We start from the raw sequence: 16,227 nt of genomic DNA, 5'->3' as shown, positions 1-16,227 counted from the left end.
TGGGAGAAAAATATGAACAAAACGCTTGGAAGTACGCTTATTGTAGCGGGAACAACAATTGGCGGTGGCATGCTCGCTATGCCATTAACCTCAGCCGGAATCGGTTTTGGCTTTACACTTACTTTATTAATCGGGCTTTGGCTATTACTCTCTTTTGCCGCCCTACTTTTCGTTGAGCTATATCAGACTGTAGACAGTGATGCTGGAATTGGGACTTTGGCTGAAAAATATTACGGATCTTTCGGACGTATTCTTTCTACTGTTGTACTGTTAATTTTTCTTTACGCTTTAGTTTCAGCTTACATTTCCGGCGGAAGCTCTTTACTTGCAGGACTGTTGCCCACCATTCACGATGAACAAACCACATCTCGGATTGCAGGTGTATTATTTACTGTACTTTTCGGTATTTTCATTATTTCAGGCACAAATAGCGTAGATAAGATTAATCGCATCATTTTTTTCAGTAAAATTGCTTTCTTTGTTGTAGTGCTTTTCTTATTACTGCCTAAAGTCTCTTTAGAAAACTTACTCGCACTTCCAATTGATAATGCCTTAATCATCTCAGCAAGCCCTATTTTCTTTACCTCTTTCGGCTTTCACGGTTCTATTCCTAGCCTGAATAAATACCTTGATGGCGATGTAAAGGCATTACGCGTTTCTATCTTAGTCGGAACCTTTATTCCACTTGTTGCTTATATTCTATGGCAATTAGCCACTCATGGCGTACTAAGCCAAACAGAATTTTTGGCAATCTTACAACAAGATCCAACCTTAAATGGATTGGTGACAGCAACAATTACAATTACAGGAAGTGAAATTATTGGCGGTGCAGTTCGTCTATTCTCTGCATTTGCATTAATTACTTCATTCTTAGGTGTTGCCTTAGGTTTGTTCGAAGCGATTGAAGATCTGCTAAAACGAGTAAATATTTCAGCTAATCGTGTTTCAGTTGGTCTGCTCACTTTCTTACCGCCACTTGCTTTTGCACTATTCTATCCTCAAGGGTTTATCCTAGCTTTAGGATATGCAGGACAAATGTTTGCATTCTATGCAATCGTTTTACCTATTGCAATGGTATGGAAATTACGTAAAATTTACCCACACTTACCGTATCGAGTAAAAGGTGGCTCAGCCTCCCTTATCGCTGTATTAGTTATTGGTGTATTTATTGTGATTATTCCATTCCTAGTTCAAGCAGGTTTATTACCGAGTGTGGTAGGTTAATTTATTAAGCATAAGGAAATAATCATGAGTGATAAAACATTGCAACAAAAAGTGGCAGAAGCACACAATATGTGCCGTATCAAAGGCGATTCAATGCTGGATAATTCCGCAAGAGAAGTTGTTTTTGAAGCGGAATACGATACGGAAAAACAAGCGTTGAACGCTCGTGATTATTTTATTCAGAAAGCTCGTGATATTGAAAATGACCCTGCAAATATTGAGAGTCAAATTACCGACATTTCAAATGGTTTTCGTTTAAAAATGCGTATTGTTTTTGGTTGTCAAGCTGAAGTGGTTTTATTCCAAATGGCAATTCGCTAAATATTTAAAGGACATTTATTATGACGACTATTTCAAAAGAACACGTGCTGGATAGTTTTAATCGTCGTGCATCCACACGTTACTATGATCCAAATAAAAAAATCAGCGATGAAGATTTCTCTTATGTTTTGGAATTTGCTCGCCTTTCGCCAAGTTCTGTCGGCTCTGAACCTTGGCATTTTTTAGTAATCCAAAATCCGGAACTACGGGCAAAATTAAAACCTGTCAGCTGGGGAATGGCAACTCAAATTGACGATGCCAGTCATTTAGTTGTTATCTTAGCGAAAAAGAATGCACGCTATGATTCAGAATTTTTAGTACAATCCATGAAAAGACGTGGGTTATCCGGCGAACAAATACAAGCTACCAAAGAAAAATATCATCTCTTTCAAGCAGAACATATGAAAACGCTTGAGAATGACCGCACTTTATTTGACTGGGCAAGTAAACAAACCTATATTGCCTTAGCAAATATGTTAACTGGTGCTGCATTAATTGGAATAGACAGTTGTCCAATTGAAGGTTTTAATTATGAAAAAGTAAATCAAATTTTAACTGACGCAGGTGTATTAGATTCAGACGAATGGGGAGTTTCGGTAATGGCAACTTTCGGCTACCGAGCAAAAGAAATTAAGCCAAAATCCCGTAAATCCCTTGATGAAATCGTCACTTGGGTTAAATAATCTGTTCTGTGATTTCAGTATAGGATAAAGATAGGCTATGCAAAATGTTCCTTTTCGTGCCATCGTCTCTGATTTAGACGGTACATTACTTAATGCCAATCATATGATTGGCGATTTCACTATCGAGACACTACAAAAGCTTGCATCTCAAGGTATAGATATTATCTTAGCAACAGGGCGTAACCATACGGATTTGCTACCAATCTTAAAAAAAATTAAGATCAAAAATGCAGTAATGATTACTTCTAACGGTGCAAGAGCACAGGATTTGCAAGGCAATCTTTTAGTCCGCAATTACATTCCTGAAACAATAGCATTTGAAATTATGAACTTACCTTTTGATCGTACACATGTATGTGTTAATTCATATCAAGGGGATGATTGGTTTATTAATACAGAAGTTCCTCAGTTGCGTAAATACCATCAAGATTCCGGTTTTATGTATAAAGTAGTGAATTTTGCTCAACATCATGGAAAAACTACAGAAAAAGTGTTTTTCCTTGGCCGGGAACCGCAAGACTTAGTCAATATCGAAACATCTCTCAAAACCACATATGGAGACAAACTCAGCATTACTTATTCAACTCCCGTTTGTTTAGAAATAATGAATCAAAATGTATCAAAAGCCACTGCACTAGAGCAGGTATTAGCCGAGCGGAATTATGGAATGCAGCAATGTATTGCTTTTGGAGATGGTATGAATGATATACAAATGTTAACCAAAGTTGGTAAAGGTTGTGTGATGAGTAATGCTGATCCACGTTTAAAGTCAACTTGCCCGAATTTAGAAATCATTGGGTTAAACGCACAAGAATCGGTAGCGAGGTATCTCTGCACGCTATTTAACATCATTTAATTCTGTTTATTATACACATATGAATCTATTTACACATTTATTCTTAATTAGCTGTGGTGCTTCTCTTGGTGCAATGTCTCGTCATGGATTGACATTATTACTCAATCCGTTGTTTACTTTCTTGTCCTTTGGCACATTAATCGCAAATTATATCGGTTGTTTAATTATGGGAATAATGCTGGCTATGTTTTGGCATTCGTCTGCTTTTTCAACTGAATATCGCCTATTTTTTGTAACTGGATTTTTAGGTAGTTTAACAACATTTTCGGCATTCAGTGCAGAAGTTATTGAAAATCTGCTTCAACATAAATGGCTAGAAGGCATAACTATTACATCGTTACATATTCTCGGTTGCTTGTTTTTTACAACATTAGGCGTGTTTATTTGGCGTTATTTTCAGTAAAAAACTGATTGATTTTTGCTAGTGCTAAGTCTCGAATTCGATCACGTTCAAATAAAATCTCATGCCTACTATGTTCAATCTGCACTAGTTGAGCTTGAGGCAAAAGTGCGGTCAATTTTTGCAGATTTTGGTTATCCACAATTTTTTCTCTTTCTGATTGTAAAACTAGTACCGGAATTTCAATTCGGGGTAAGACAACGGGTAATTTTTTAATGGCATACATACACTCATATGCCCAACGAAAAGTTGGTCCGCCTAAATGAATATGTGGGTATCGACGATTAATACGATTCATCCATTTCATTCTAGTACGACAAAGACTCAAATCATTCTTATCTAAATCAGCGGGTTTATACTCACCTTTGCCAAATACATAGCGTGAGCCCTGCCCAAGCAACATCATTAAATTAATAATGAATTCATCTCGTAATGAATGCTGCAGTGGAATACCATAAAATGGTGCAGAAAATACCGCACTTTTTATTTGGTGATTATCATTGGCAAGATAATAAGTGCTGATTAAAGCGCCTAAAGAATGTGCCAAAATATGTTGGCTACGATAGTGATACAACGAAGTAATTTTTTCCACTAACAAAGTAAGATCATCCGCATAAAAACGAAACTCATCAATATAGCCTTTGTCATGCTCTTTTAATAAACACTGAGAATAGCCTTGTCCACGATGATCAAACACTAAAACATCATAGCCTTGTCGATAAAAGTTATAAGCCAACTCTGTCCATTTCAACAAGTTTTCTGCACGTCCATTGACCAAAATCACTAATCTACGTTCAGCACAATGTTCTTGAACAAAATGGCGATAGACGATTCGTATGCCTTTTTTTCCTATTATATTTTGCAAAGGAAATTGTGTAGCAAAAGGATACAGTTCGGCTAAGGCAAAATGATTGAAGTGAGATTCATGTTGACTCATAATTTACTCTACATCAAAACTGGAAATGTGTTAATCATAACACATTTCATCATTGTACTTATTGAAAATAATTGCATCGTAACGGTATAAGGTGAGCATAAAAGTGCGGTCAGTTTTATTTAATTTTCCTATACAGAATTATACAGTTGTCCTATCCCTGCAAAGACTAATATATTCCCTTTGGACTTAAAAAGCTCTATACTTTACCAATTAGATGATATTCAAAATAGGAAAAAAAGATGAAATACCAAGTCATTGCGTTTGATCTTGATGGCACGTTGTTAAATAGCCAAGGGCAAATTTTAACGTCAAATAAAATCATGATTCAACGTTGTATTGATAAAGGCTTAAAAGTCATTTTAGTCACGGGAAGGCATCATACTGCCGCCTATCCTTATTACCATGAGCTGAATTTAACTACTCCCATGATTTGTTGTAACGGTACCTATATGTATCAACCACAAACAGATACCGTACTTGCAGCAAATCCTCTCTCTTTAGAACAATCCCGACAAGTCATTCAACTGGCAGAAAAATACAATTTACATTTATTAATGTATTCACGTGATACAATGAATTACTCAATAATGAATGAGCATCTGCGTAAATTTTCCGAATGGGTACAGCGTTGTCCTCCCCAAGTACATCCCAAACTACGCCATGTTCCTGATTTTAATGTGTTATTAAATGATCAGGAAACGATATGGAAATTTGTAATTAGCCATCCTGATCGTGCGTTGATGCAAACTGCGGTTAATCATTTATCTTCAATTGGGTTTAGTTGTGAGTGGTCATGGGTTGATCGTGTTGATATTGCCAATAGCGGAAATACAAAAGGCTCAAGATTATTGGAGTTACTAAACACATGGCACATTGACCCTCAATTTGTTGTGGCTTTTGGGGATAACCATAATGATATTTCTATGCTTAAATTAGTTGGACTGGGTGTCGCAATGGGTAATGCAGAGGACGAAATTAAACAACAAGCAAACCTGATCACTCTACACCATGATAAAGCGGGAATTGCTTCTGTCTTAGACGCTATTCTTAATAACATCTAAAACTCAGTGCTAAAGCAATTTACTTTAGCACTTATGTCATATTTACTGTCCGTAATAAGCATTCTTACCATGTTTACGTAAGTAATGCTTATCCAGCAATTCTTGTTGCATCGAAGATAAATTAGGACGAAGTTGGCGACTAAATAAATTCATATAGCCAATCTCTTCTAAAACAACAGCATTGTGTACGGCATTATCCGGATCATTTCCCCATGCAAAAGGACCATGTGAATGAACTAATACCGCAGGCACATCTTTAGGATCAATCCCTCGTACACGAAATGTTTCTACAATTACCTTCCCTGTTTCAAGTTCATAGTCACCCTGAATTTCTACAGGTGTCATTTTGCGTGTACAAGGAATAGCACCATAAAAATAATCTGCGTGGGTTGTGCCTGCAGCAATCAAATCTTCCCCAGCTTGTGCCCATATAGTAGCATGACGAGAATGAGTATGAACGATACCACCAAGTGTTGGAAATTCACGGTAAAGTATTAGATGGGTAGCAGTATCAGATGAAGGCTTTTTATTGCCCTCCACTACTCGACCTGTGAATAAATCCACAACTACCATATCTTCAGGCGTCATTACCTCATATTCCACTCCGGAAGGTTTAATCACAACTAGATTTTTTTCACGATCAATACCGCTTACATTACCCCAAGTAAATGTCACTAAATGATATTTAGGTAACGCTAAATTTGCTTCAAATACTTTTTGCTTTAATTGTTCTAACATTGAAAACCACCCTCTTTCATTTTTTGTTCAATCCAACGACGTGCATTAATAATTTCTGTGATTGGTTCTTCTGCTTTTTCTGTCCACATTTCAACTAAAAATGCACCACGATAATTTAATTCAGATAAGGTACGAAAACATTGTACAAAATCTACACAACCCGCACCGAAAGGTACATCACGGAATTGCCCTTTGCTAGTAGTTGTCACTTTATAAGTATCTTTTAAGTGGATTGCTGATATTTTATCAATGCCTAATTTGAGTTCTTCACTCACATTTTCATTCCAAGCAGAAAGATTACCTAAATCGGGATAAACTGTGAACCACGGTGAGCGGATTATATTATCCCACTTTTTCCAACGACTGATTGAGCTAATAAATTGTGTATCCATAATTTCAACAGCAATGGTAACTTGGTGACTTGCCGCAAGTTTAACAGCCCATTCCAATCCCTGCTGGAAGCGTTGAATTGTTCCTTCATCTTGTTCTTCATAGTACACATCATAACCAGCTAATTGAATAGTTCGAATACCAAGATCAACAGCAAGCTGAATTGCTTTTTTCATGATCTCAAAGGCTTTTTGGCGAGTTGCTTCATCCCGGCTACCAAATGGAAAGCGACGATGACCTGATAAGCACATAGATGGGATAGTAATGCCCGTTGAAATAATAGCAGTTACTAATTCAATACGCTCAGCTTTACTCCAATCTAATCGTGCTAAACGTTCATCTGTTTCATCTATTGAGATTTCGACAAAATCAAAGCCACATGCTTTTGCAATGGATAAACGGTCTTGCCAACTTAGGTTCTTAGGTAATGCTTTCTCATAAATACCGATTTTATGTGTTCTCACAATATACTCCATGTTTATCTCTGCAATATTAGGACCAATATTTATCAATTTCTAACCGCATTTTTTCTACAGTAAATTTTCCTTTTTCACCTGTAAAAGCCCGTCCGGCAATAAATGCTTTAGCATTGATATCTTTAAATAAATAGATATTTTCAGGCACAATTCCACCTGTAATTGAGAGCGATAATCCCATTTTTGATAATTTTTTCATTGTTACTAAGTCATCTTCCGTCCAGCCTTTACCTGCTATTTCCGCATCACGTGCACGGTGATAAATAGCCTGATTGATACCTAAATCGACCCAAGCTTGAGCATCATCGAATGTCCAATTGCCATAGATTTCGATTTGAATTTCTTTTTGATAGTAATCAGCTATTTTCTTACAACTCTCAATTGTTGCAATATGAGCTGCAGCAGAAACAGTAATCCAGTCAGCACCTGCGTTAAATGCCATTTCAGCTAAAATACCACCCGCATCTGTTGTTTTCATATCGCAAACTAAAATATGCTTTGGATATCGTGCTCGTAACATACGTACTGCTCCCATACCTTCTGCAAAAGCAAGAATAGTGCCTACTTCAATAACATCAACCGAGTCTGCTACTTGCTTAGCAGTAACAAGTGCGGTGTTTAAATCTGTTTCATCTAGTGCAAGTTGAATAAGTGGCTTTGTCATTTTTTCCTCATTAAATCATTGCTTTTAACGAATCTATAAGTTTTTGATAACGTTGATATTTTCTTTGATATGCTGTGAAATAAATAGGATTAGGCTCAACACTGAACATAGTTTGCGTTTGGAAAACATCAGTGGTTGACTCACTAGAACCCTGCTTCGCCATCAATGCAGCTCCAAAACATCCCGTTTCTTCAATTTGTGGTACTTCCAGTTTCATTCCTGTGAGATCAGCAAGCATCTGTAACCAGATTTTAGATTTTGTCGGACCACCTGTAACACGTAATAACTTCACATTTGGAAAGCGTTGTAACATCCGATTAAGATGATGCATTAAACTAAATAGTACTCCTTCATAAATTGCTTGCAATAAATGAGCTTGTGTATGATGTGCTTGGAGACCATAAAAGCCAGCTTGCATACCTAATCCTGCATTTGAACCATACAAAAATGGAACAAATAAAACTGAACTGGTAGCAGGTTCAAGCTCCCCGATAAGTTGATTAATTTGTTGATAATCAAGCTGCCATTGCTTCACAAACCATTCTAAATTACCTGCTGAAGTTGGACTGGCTTCATGAATAATTAATTTCTCAGATTGTGCATAGCGTCCATAAACAAAAGGAAGTGTTTGATTATCGTCAATACCATCAGTGATCCCACTTATCACTGACCAAGTGCCTAATACAGCATTAAGTTTAGTTTCATCATCCAAATCTGCACAAAGTGCGGTTGAAACAACATCAAATAATCCGCCAACCACAACTGTACCAACACATAAACCAGTTAAAGTAGCCGCTTCAGGCGTGATATAGCCTGCAATTTGATTGGACTCAATAATAGGCGGAAGTTTATCAATAATGCCTGATAAACCTAGTAAATCAGCCAAGGCAGGATCATATTGCCTTGTAAGTATATTATATAAGTTAGATTCAGAAATATTTGTTTCTTCACAAAAAAGCTTTCCTGTTAAGCAAAAACGCAAATAATCGTGAGACATTAATACCGCACCTATTTCCTCATAACGTTTTGGCTGGTGTTCTTTTACCCAACGCAAAATTGAGACGGGATGACCTGTCCATAAAGTCTGGCGAGTTATTGGATAAAGTTGTTCAGGAATACCATCAGCTTGCCATTGTTTCACGATATCAAGTGAACGTTGATCGGAAGATAAAATCGCACGCCCAAGAGGTCGATGATTCTTATCTAATAAAAAAGCACCTTTACCTTGTGCAGAAATGCCCACACCTTTGATATTACTAGGTTCAATTTGGCTATGTTCAATTGTCTTACGAATCACACTTGCACAAACTTGCCATAATTCATACATATCACGTTCGGCATAGCCGGCTTGCTCGCTAATCACATCAACATTTTCACGCACGCAACCAATCATTTTTCCAAAAGTATCAAAGAGTGCAGCCTTGATAAAAGTGCCTCCACAGTCAATACCAAGTGTGTAATTCATTTCACTATTCCTTATCCTAAATTTCAGCAAGCAATATATTTATTCAAATAACTGTGCATACCAATAATTAAAATTATTAACTATTTAGACTATCTTCTAAGTTATTCTCTAAAGAAAATACGCTTTAATTGTCCTATTGAAACTTTACCACGCCGTAATTGGTCAAAAAATACTGCTAGAATAATAACAACACCAATAATTAGGCGTTGTAAATAAGACGTCACATCTAATAAAGTCAGACCATTTTGCAGTACTCCCATAATTAATGCACCGATTGAAGTTCCAATAACTGAACCAAAACCACCCATCAAACTTGTACCACCAATAACAGTTGCAGCAATAGCATCTAATTCATAACCTGTACCTGCGATAGGTTGTGCCGCATTCAAACGTCCTACTAAAATTACCGCACCTACTGCAGCCAATGCCCCATTAATTGCATATGTTTTGACTTCTAATTTCTCAACATTTACACCAGACAAACGAACCGCCTCTCGATTTCCACCTAAAGCATAAATTTGACGACCAAAAATCGTTTGCGTTAGCACATAAAAACTAACCAACACAACCAAAATAGCAATGATTACTGGGATAGGTATAGAAAACGAATCTGAAATAGGTATTCTTCCATTACCAAAAAAACGCAGAGCATCAGGAAAGTTATAAATTGTTTTTCCATCTGATATCGTTAGTGCCAATCCCCTAGCAATCCCCATCATACCAAGTGTTGCAATAAATGAAGTAACTTTACCATACACAATGATAATTCCATTTATATATCCACATAGTGCACCAACTAAAACGCTCCCTAATATAGCAATTAAAACCACCGCTAATACGGCAAAATCTGATACTTCATCGCCTAACCACTTAAGACCTAGATGAGTAAATAATCCTAAGCATACGGCACTTAGTGCAACGATAGAACCTACAGAAAGATCTATCCCTCCAGTTAAAATAACATAAGTCATACCTACAGCAATAATACATATAACTGAAACTTGTAATAAAATATTTAGAATATTATGAGCTGATAAAAATGCATCAGATGCAAATGACATTCCAATAATCATTACAATTAATGCAATACCAATTCCTAATTTTGAAAAAATTAATTTTAAGTTATCCATTTTAGACCTCATACACCAACCATAGCTTTCATTAGGTTTTCTTCAGTAATTCTAGAACGATCTTTAACTTCTTCTACAATTTCACCATTCCTCATGACCATTACCCTATCTGACATTGTGATTAATTCAGGTAAATCAGACGATACCATAATGATAGTACCGCCGTTGTCTGTAAATTCTCTCATCAAGTCATAAATCTCAGATTTAGCACCAACATCAATTCCTCTTGTAGGCTCATCAAAAAATAAAATATCCACACCACTTTCTAACCATCGAGCAATTACAACCTTTTGCTGATTTCCTCCTGAAAGAGTTCTAGTGTGCTGTTCACCACTGTTAGACACGATTCTCAAGCGATCACGTTGAGTCTCTGCTACATTTTTTTCTTTTTCTTGATCTAATCTAATTCCTGTCCAGAAACGATTTAATATTGGTAATGTTATATTCTTCCGAATACTCTGATCTAATATGAGACCTTGTAGTTTACGATCCTCTGTAATAAATCCAATTTTATGTTTTACGGCTTGTTCCGGTGATCTAATGCAAACTTTTAACTTATCTATAAAAATATTTCCTTTAGCATCATCCGCTCCATAAATTGCTCTTAAAAGTTCTGTTCTACCTGCTCCAACCAAACCTGCAAATCCTAATATTTCTCCTTTATGCACAGTAAAAGAAGCTGATTTAATTTTTTTATTAGTAATATTTTCAACACATAATTTTTCCTGTGTAAATATTGTATCTCTTTGATAATGTCCTAAATTAATTTCTCGACCAACCATCAATCTGACAATTTCTTCTACAGATGTTTCTTTATACAACATCGTGCCAGTAATATTTCCGTCTCGTAATACTGTAACTTTATCTGAAATATATTGAAACTCTTCTAAACGGTGAGAAATATAAATCATCGCTACACCTTTTTCTTTTAACCGGTGAATAATTCTAAAAAGAGTTTCTGTATTTTTACGAGATATAGAAGAAGTAGGTTCATCAAAAATTAATACTTTATATTCACTAAAAATAGCTTTAGCAATTTCAACCATTTGTTGTTGTGCAATCGAAAGATCTGATACTAAATCATCCGGCTGTATATCGAGTTCTAATTCACGAATAATTTTTAGTGTTTTCTCTCTCATTATTTTCCAGTCCATGCGATTTCCTAAATTCGCATGTTCTTTTCCTAAAAAAATATTTTCCAGTACAGTAAGTTGAGGTACTAGCATTAGTTCCTGATGAATAAAACCAACTCCATATTTTTGACCGTCTTTTACATTACGAGGAGAATAAATTTTACCATGAAAAAACATTTCGCCACCATCTGAATTATAGATGCCAGCGATAATCTTGCATAACGTAGATTTTCCTGCTCCATTTTCTCCAATTAAACAATGCACTTCGCCTGAATATATATCAAGATTAATTTTGTCTAAAACCGCTACGTCATAGAAATTTTTACTAATATTTCTAAGTGACAGAATAGGTAAAGTATCTAACACAGCAATTATCCCTTTTTATCAATCTGTATATTAAGAATAACATAAAAATACTAATAAAATCGTGATAGGTATCACACAAAGTAAATAAACTTAAAAGCTGAGAAAATAGACTTTTAAAGTTTTATTTATTTTGAGAACTAGATCACAGTTTTTAGACAAGTTTTATTTTAGGATTGCTACCAATTTTTAACTACAAATTCACTGGAGATCAATTATGAAATCTAAACTATTCAAAGCAATGCTTATAACAAGTACATTGGCTATTTCTACCTCTCTTTTTGCAGCAGAAAAACCTCAAATTGCATTATTGATGAAAACACTAAGCAATGAATATTTCATTTCTATGCAACAGGGTGCTAAAGAAACTGCTAAACAACTAAATGTAGATTTGACAATTCAAGTTGCGGAAAAAGAAGACTCAACTGAACAACTTGTTGGATTAGTTGAAAATATGATCGCAAAAAAAGTAGATGCAATTATTGTTACACCAAATGATTCTATTGCCTTTATCCCTGCTTTCCAAAAGGCCCAAAAAGCAGGGATTCCAATTATTGATTTAGATGTAAGACTTGATGCAGAAGCAGCTAAAAAAGCTGGATTAAATTTTAACTATGTTGGCGTAGATAATTTTAATGGGGGTTATTTAGAAGCTAAAAACCTTGCAGAAGCGATAGGTAAAAAAGGAAATATTGCCATACTTGAGGGGATTCCTGGTGTCGATAATGGAGAACAACGTAAAGCCGGAGCTTTAAAAGCATTCTCTGAATATCCTGATATCAAAATTGTTGCTTCACAATCTGCGAACTGGGAAACAGAACAGGCTTTAAATGTAACCACTAACATCTTAACTGCTAACCCTAACATTCAAGGTATTTTTGCAGCAAATGATAATATGGCAATAGGTGCAGTTACTGCGGTTGAAAATGCAGGATTAGCAGGCAAAGTGCTTATAACTGGCTATGATGGTATTCCTCTCGCTATTGAATACGTTAAACAAGGCAAAATGCAAAATACAATTGATCAATTACCGAAAAAACAAGTTGCTGTCGCAATTGAACATGCAATTAAACAAATTAATAAGCAAGATATCCCCGAGGTTTATTATATTGATCCTGTAGTGGTTGACCAGGCTAAAGCTAAACAAAATTATTAATCCTCAATAAATATATAAAGCTAAAAGCCGGTAATGATTATTTTCTATAATCCTTACCGGCTCTTTTTATTTAAAGGTTAAACAATACAAACTATTAGTAGCTGTAATAAACAAGGTTTTTTGATCTAAACCAAAGGTACAATTAGAAGCGGTTTTATCTAGTAAAATTCTTCCTAAAAAAGTCCCATCAAGTAACAAAACCAGTAGTCCTGTTTCACAGCTACAATAAATCACATTGTTGTGATCAATACAGAATCCATCAGGAATACCTGGCGAAATAGCAGCAATGCTTGTACGGTTATATAACTGATTATCAATAACATCAAACACTACAAGATGGTGTAAGCCTGTTCTTTGAAACTCGACTACTGACATATCTGCTACCACTAGCTTAGTTTCATTTTCACAGAAAGCTAAACCATTTGGTCGCATGACATTAAAAGTTGCGATATGGATATCGTCAGTTATAGGATCATAGCAATATACATAACAGCCAATTATTTCACTAGGCGATTTTTTGCCCTCTGCATCACTTAAAATACCGTAAGGTGGATCTGTAAACCAAATTGTTCCATCAGATTTCACAACTACATCATTAGGTGAATTTAGTCGCTTACCTTCTAATTTATTGACCAACACTCGAATATTACCTGCATGATCCGTTAAGCTAATAGCTCGACGACCGTGTTCACAAGTAATCAAATTACCTGCAGCATCCACAGCATTACCATTGGCAAATTGTGATGGTTGTCGGAATATTTGTGTACCTTGTTCAGCCGTCCAGCGATACATTGTATTGCCTTTGACATCACTAAATATAACAGCTTGCTGTTTTTCTAGCCAAACAGGTCCCTCTGCCCAAATCGCTTTGTCAAACAATTCTTCTAATCTAGCTTCAGTGCCAACTAATTGGTAAAAGCGTGAATCATAAACTTCAATTTTAGCTGATAACATATACTCTCCTTACTAGGAAAGTGCGGTCTTTTTTGACAATTTTTTGCGACCACAATAGTTGATTACTTCACGTTCCAAATCGCCTTATAGGCTTCTTTATAACCATTTTGTGGATCATAAAGGTTCTTATTCCCACCATCAAATGCCACGTTGTCTTTAATCACTAGGTGAGCAGGAGTGACATAACCAGAGGGTTTTTCTCCAGCAAAAGCACGATTAAGTTCATCCACTAATTGCCAACCATGTAAATTCAGGGGTTCCGGTACGGTAGCAAATTGATGATTATTATTCCGAATACGTTGATAGGCAGTAACTGAACCATCTCCTGCAGAAATGTTGTATGGCATTTCTCCTTTGTTTGCAGAACGTAAGGACGGTGTCATAAAATCAAAATAGAGATCGTTAATAGCAAGTGTGTATTGTAAGTTATCACCATATTTTTGTAATAAACTAAAAGTTAGGCTCGGCATACGACTTGAGGTATCTGCAAGCGGCGTATCAATGAACTCTAATACCTGACATTCTTTACATTGTTCAATAATTTCTTTCATCACATTCGCTTTACGTAACGCAATTTCATATAGTGAATCGGTAAGAATAACCACTTTTGCTTTTCCATCTGAGTTTGCTACAGCAAGTTGAGCTGAAAGTTTAGCAATTTGGTCAGAATCAGAGGTGACATTATAGAAAATATTATATTTATTTATTGGCCCCGGTTCCGGTGTAGCATGCCATGCAACCAATGTGATTCCATTTTTAGTTGCCTTACTAAGTGGAATTTTTGCCACATTTGGATTCCACCCACCAATGACAATGGCATCAGGTTTACGAGCAATCGCTTGGTTTAAAGCAGAAAGTTGATTATTGACTGATCCCGCACCATCAAGTACCTCTAATTTCCAATCAACTACACCAGTTGCCTCTTTCATACCATCAATTACACCTAATACACCGCCATTTTTCATATCAGAAGCAATGAAAATAATATTTTTTCCTTGTTGTACTTTTGGACCTGTTGTTGGTCCATCCCAAGTTGTTTTTTGAGCAGTAGCTGTAGCAACTTGTTGTTTTGCTTCAGCGACAAATGGATCATTTGCCATAGTGTTGCCGGCAAAAGAGAGTGCGACTACAGAAGCCACTACACTTAAACTACAATGAAAAAACTGTTTCATAAATTTTCTCCTTTTAGTGGGTAATTAACACAACAACAAATTATTTTGTTGCTGCTTTCTTGTGTACTGCTTTTTGACCTAATAAACGTTTACGTTGTGCATAACCTGCGATAGTGATAGATAATAATAAAGTTGCACCATTAAATAATGGCTCGACCCAAAAGGCACCACCGAATTGTTGAATACCGGAAATACCAATAGCGAGAATAGCAATTCCAACAAGGGTTCCCCAAACATTAATCCGACCCGGTTTAATTGTTGTGCTGCCTAAGAACGCACCTACCAGTGCGGGTAAAAGATAATCCATTCCGACACTTGCTTGCCCAACACCCTGTTGTGCTGCGATGAGAACTCCGGTAAACCCTGTGATTAAACTAGATACAATAAATGGCACAATCGTATATTTCTTAATCGAAATACCATTCAAATAAGCGGCGGTAGGATTTCCTCCTACAGCATACATACAACGTCCTGTTGGGGTGTGTTCAGTCACCAGCCACATGACAATAGCAACGATTAACACATAAAAAGCCGAGATAGGAATACCTAAGATCTCAGTACTGTTAATAGCAATAAAAGCATCAGGTAAATCACCGACAATTTGGCGACCGCCTGAATGCCATAAAGCAATTGCATACAATACCGTTCCCGTTCCCAATGTAGCGACGAAGCTATCAATGTCAGCAAGTGCAACTAAAATCCCATTAAGTAAGCCATAAATTGCTGCCACAATGAGTACTGTGATAGTCGCCATTTGCCATGAAAAACCGAATTGAACTTGTAGTGTAATAGCTAAAATATGCCAAAGAACAATACCAAAGCCTACATTTAAGTCAATTTTGCCTACAATCATGGTCGTCGTCGCTGCGAGTGCCAATAGTGCAATTTTTGATTTACTTTCTAAAATCGCATGTAAGGTTAGCATAGAGGCAAAAGAATCTGTTGTCATAGAGAAAAGTATGATAAGTAAAAAACATAAGCAGAGTAACCCATATCGAGTGATCATTTGAGAAACCCACGCCCAAAACCCATCACGTGCAATAGATACAGCCTGTTCTAAAGCGGTTGATTTAATATTTGTTTGAGCCATGATGCTCTCCTATT

General features: G+C 36.3%; 17 protein-coding genes. 7 read left to right on the top strand and 10 right to left on the bottom strand.

Translation table 11 applies throughout. The features are described 5' to 3' along the window. The first annotated feature begins 12 nt into the window (after positions 1-12). The 5 genes from HNR69_RS03110 to HNR69_RS03090 are packed head-to-tail and all read left to right on the top strand — an operon-like array spanning position 13 to position 3,487. Complete coding sequence (locus HNR69_RS03110; protein WP_011608933.1) at positions 13-1,224, top strand: aromatic amino acid transporter; 1,212 nt, start codon at positions 13-15, stop codon at positions 1,222-1,224. A gap of 24 nt (positions 1,225-1,248) precedes the next feature. Then, on the top strand, positions 1,249-1,545 hold the full coding sequence (locus tag HNR69_RS03105) for a YfcZ/YiiS family protein (RefSeq protein WP_011608932.1): 297 nt from the start codon (positions 1,249-1,251) through the stop codon (positions 1,543-1,545). A gap of 20 nt (positions 1,546-1,565) precedes the next feature. Beyond that, on the top strand, positions 1,566-2,228 hold the full coding sequence (locus HNR69_RS03100; protein ID WP_075293801.1) for an NAD(P)H-dependent oxidoreductase: 663 nt from the start codon (positions 1,566-1,568) through the stop codon (positions 2,226-2,228). A gap of 37 nt (positions 2,229-2,265) precedes the next feature. Next, a complete protein-coding gene (locus tag HNR69_RS03095; RefSeq protein WP_075293800.1) occupies positions 2,266-3,084 on the top strand; it encodes a Cof-type HAD-IIB family hydrolase in 819 nt (272 codons plus the stop codon). A gap of 19 nt (positions 3,085-3,103) precedes the next feature. After that, positions 3,104-3,487 carry a CrcB family protein gene (locus HNR69_RS03090; RefSeq protein WP_011608929.1) on the top strand — a complete coding sequence of 128 codons (384 nt, stop codon included), beginning with the start codon at positions 3,104-3,106 and terminating at the stop codon, positions 3,485-3,487. On the opposite strand, the gene HNR69_RS03085 is transcribed toward HNR69_RS03090, so the two are convergent. Further along, positions 3,465-4,421, bottom strand: a complete 957-nt coding sequence (locus tag HNR69_RS03085; RefSeq protein ID WP_136122268.1) for an alpha/beta fold hydrolase — start codon at positions 4,419-4,421, stop codon at positions 3,465-3,467. The two genes, HNR69_RS03090 and HNR69_RS03085, sit on opposite strands and share 23 nt — an antisense overlap. Before the next feature lie 239 nt (positions 4,422-4,660). On the opposite strand from HNR69_RS03085, the gene HNR69_RS03080 reads away from it, so the two are divergent. After that, a complete protein-coding gene (locus HNR69_RS03080; RefSeq protein ID WP_075293798.1) occupies positions 4,661-5,482 on the top strand; it encodes a pyridoxal phosphatase in 822 nt (273 codons plus the stop codon). 42 nt (positions 5,483-5,524) lie between these two features. On the opposite strand, the gene araD is transcribed toward HNR69_RS03080, so the two are convergent. The 6 genes from araD to HNR69_RS03050 all read right to left on the bottom strand — a co-directional run bounded on the left by araD (position 5,525) and on the right by HNR69_RS03050 (position 11,844). After that, on the bottom strand, positions 5,525-6,220 hold the full coding sequence (araD, locus tag HNR69_RS03075; protein WP_011608926.1) for an L-ribulose-5-phosphate 4-epimerase: 696 nt from the start codon (positions 6,218-6,220) through the stop codon (positions 5,525-5,527). Beyond that, positions 6,214-7,074, bottom strand: a complete 861-nt coding sequence (locus HNR69_RS03070; RefSeq protein ID WP_041605287.1) for an L-ribulose-5-phosphate 3-epimerase — start codon at positions 7,072-7,074, stop codon at positions 6,214-6,216. Before HNR69_RS03070 ends, araD begins: the two co-directional genes overlap by 7 nt. Positions 7,075-7,102: 28 nt before the next feature. After that, the gene (locus HNR69_RS03065; protein ID WP_011608924.1) at positions 7,103-7,750 is read right to left on the bottom strand and encodes a 3-keto-L-gulonate-6-phosphate decarboxylase UlaD; all 648 of its coding nucleotides are present in this window, start codon (positions 7,748-7,750) and stop codon (positions 7,103-7,105) included. Positions 7,751-7,760: 10 nt separating this feature from the next. Then, on the bottom strand, positions 7,761-9,215 hold the full coding sequence (locus tag HNR69_RS03060) for an FGGY-family carbohydrate kinase (RefSeq protein ID WP_012340407.1): 1,455 nt from the start codon (positions 9,213-9,215) through the stop codon (positions 7,761-7,763). A gap of 101 nt (positions 9,216-9,316) precedes the next feature. Continuing rightward, positions 9,317-10,345, bottom strand: coding sequence for an ABC transporter permease (locus tag HNR69_RS03055; RefSeq protein ID WP_075293797.1), 1,029 nt, complete (start codon positions 10,343-10,345; stop codon positions 9,317-9,319). Between the two features lie 8 nt (positions 10,346-10,353). After that, positions 10,354-11,844 (bottom strand): sugar ABC transporter ATP-binding protein, encoded by a 1,491-nt coding sequence (locus tag HNR69_RS03050; RefSeq protein WP_075293796.1) that lies wholly within the window; start codon positions 11,842-11,844, stop codon positions 10,354-10,356. 214 nt (positions 11,845-12,058) lie between these two features. Between HNR69_RS03050 and HNR69_RS03045 the strand changes: the two genes are divergently transcribed. Next, a complete protein-coding gene (locus HNR69_RS03045) occupies positions 12,059-12,997 on the top strand; it encodes a sugar ABC transporter substrate-binding protein (RefSeq protein WP_075293795.1) in 939 nt (312 codons plus the stop codon). A gap of 66 nt (positions 12,998-13,063) precedes the next feature. On the opposite strand, the gene HNR69_RS03040 is transcribed toward HNR69_RS03045, so the two are convergent. The 3 genes from HNR69_RS03040 to HNR69_RS03030 form a co-directional block, all read right to left on the bottom strand. Then, complete coding sequence (locus tag HNR69_RS03040) at positions 13,064-13,951, bottom strand: SMP-30/gluconolactonase/LRE family protein (RefSeq protein ID WP_075293794.1); 888 nt, start codon at positions 13,949-13,951, stop codon at positions 13,064-13,066. A 62-nt stretch (positions 13,952-14,013) separates the two neighbouring features. Next, a complete protein-coding gene (locus HNR69_RS03035; RefSeq protein ID WP_075293793.1) occupies positions 14,014-15,123 on the bottom strand; it encodes an ABC transporter substrate-binding protein in 1,110 nt (369 codons plus the stop codon). A 40-nt stretch (positions 15,124-15,163) separates the two neighbouring features. After that, positions 15,164-16,213 carry an ABC transporter permease gene (locus tag HNR69_RS03030; protein ID WP_075293792.1) on the bottom strand — a complete coding sequence of 350 codons (1,050 nt, stop codon included), beginning with the start codon at positions 16,211-16,213 and terminating at the stop codon, positions 15,164-15,166. Between the last annotated feature and the right edge of the window lie 14 nt (positions 16,214-16,227).

The organism is Histophilus somni (assembly GCF_014202395.1).
Lineage (GTDB): Bacteria > Pseudomonadota > Gammaproteobacteria > Enterobacterales > Pasteurellaceae > Histophilus > Histophilus somni.
This window is presented reverse-complemented; position numbering and strand designations above follow the sequence as displayed.

Excerpts from the sequence above, each read along its gene's own strand:
- HNR69_RS03055 (WP_075293797.1), bottom strand. The coding sequence starts at position 10,345 with ATGGATAACTTAAAATTAATTTTTTCAAAATTAGGAATTGGTATTGCA.
- HNR69_RS03080 (WP_075293798.1), top strand. The coding sequence starts at position 4,661 with ATGAAATACCAAGTCATTGCGTTTGATCTTGATGGCACGTTGTTAAAT.
- HNR69_RS03085 (WP_136122268.1), bottom strand. The coding sequence starts at position 4,421 with ATGAGTCAACATGAATCTCACTTCAATCATTTTGCCTTAGCCGAACTG.
- HNR69_RS03045 (WP_075293795.1), top strand. The coding sequence starts at position 12,059 with ATGAAATCTAAACTATTCAAAGCAATGCTTATAACAAGTACATTGGCT.
- HNR69_RS03090 (WP_011608929.1), top strand. The coding sequence starts at position 3,104 with ATGAATCTATTTACACATTTATTCTTAATTAGCTGTGGTGCTTCTCTT.
- HNR69_RS03110 (WP_011608933.1), top strand. The coding sequence starts at position 13 with ATGAACAAAACGCTTGGAAGTACGCTTATTGTAGCGGGAACAACAATT.
- araD (WP_011608926.1), bottom strand. The coding sequence starts at position 6,220 with ATGTTAGAACAATTAAAGCAAAAAGTATTTGAAGCAAATTTAGCGTTA.
- HNR69_RS03040 (WP_075293794.1), bottom strand. The coding sequence starts at position 13,951 with ATGTTATCAGCTAAAATTGAAGTTTATGATTCACGCTTTTACCAATTA.
- HNR69_RS03095 (WP_075293800.1), top strand. The coding sequence starts at position 2,266 with ATGCAAAATGTTCCTTTTCGTGCCATCGTCTCTGATTTAGACGGTACA.
- HNR69_RS03035 (WP_075293793.1), bottom strand. The coding sequence starts at position 15,123 with ATGAAACAGTTTTTTCATTGTAGTTTAAGTGTAGTGGCTTCTGTAGTC.
- HNR69_RS03065 (WP_011608924.1), bottom strand. The coding sequence starts at position 7,750 with ATGACAAAGCCACTTATTCAACTTGCACTAGATGAAACAGATTTAAAC.
- HNR69_RS03060 (WP_012340407.1), bottom strand. The coding sequence starts at position 9,215 with ATGAATTACACACTTGGTATTGACTGTGGAGGCACTTTTATCAAGGCT.
- HNR69_RS03030 (WP_075293792.1), bottom strand. The coding sequence starts at position 16,213 with ATGGCTCAAACAAATATTAAATCAACCGCTTTAGAACAGGCTGTATCT.
- HNR69_RS03100 (WP_075293801.1), top strand. The coding sequence starts at position 1,566 with ATGACGACTATTTCAAAAGAACACGTGCTGGATAGTTTTAATCGTCGT.
- HNR69_RS03105 (WP_011608932.1), top strand. The coding sequence starts at position 1,249 with ATGAGTGATAAAACATTGCAACAAAAAGTGGCAGAAGCACACAATATG.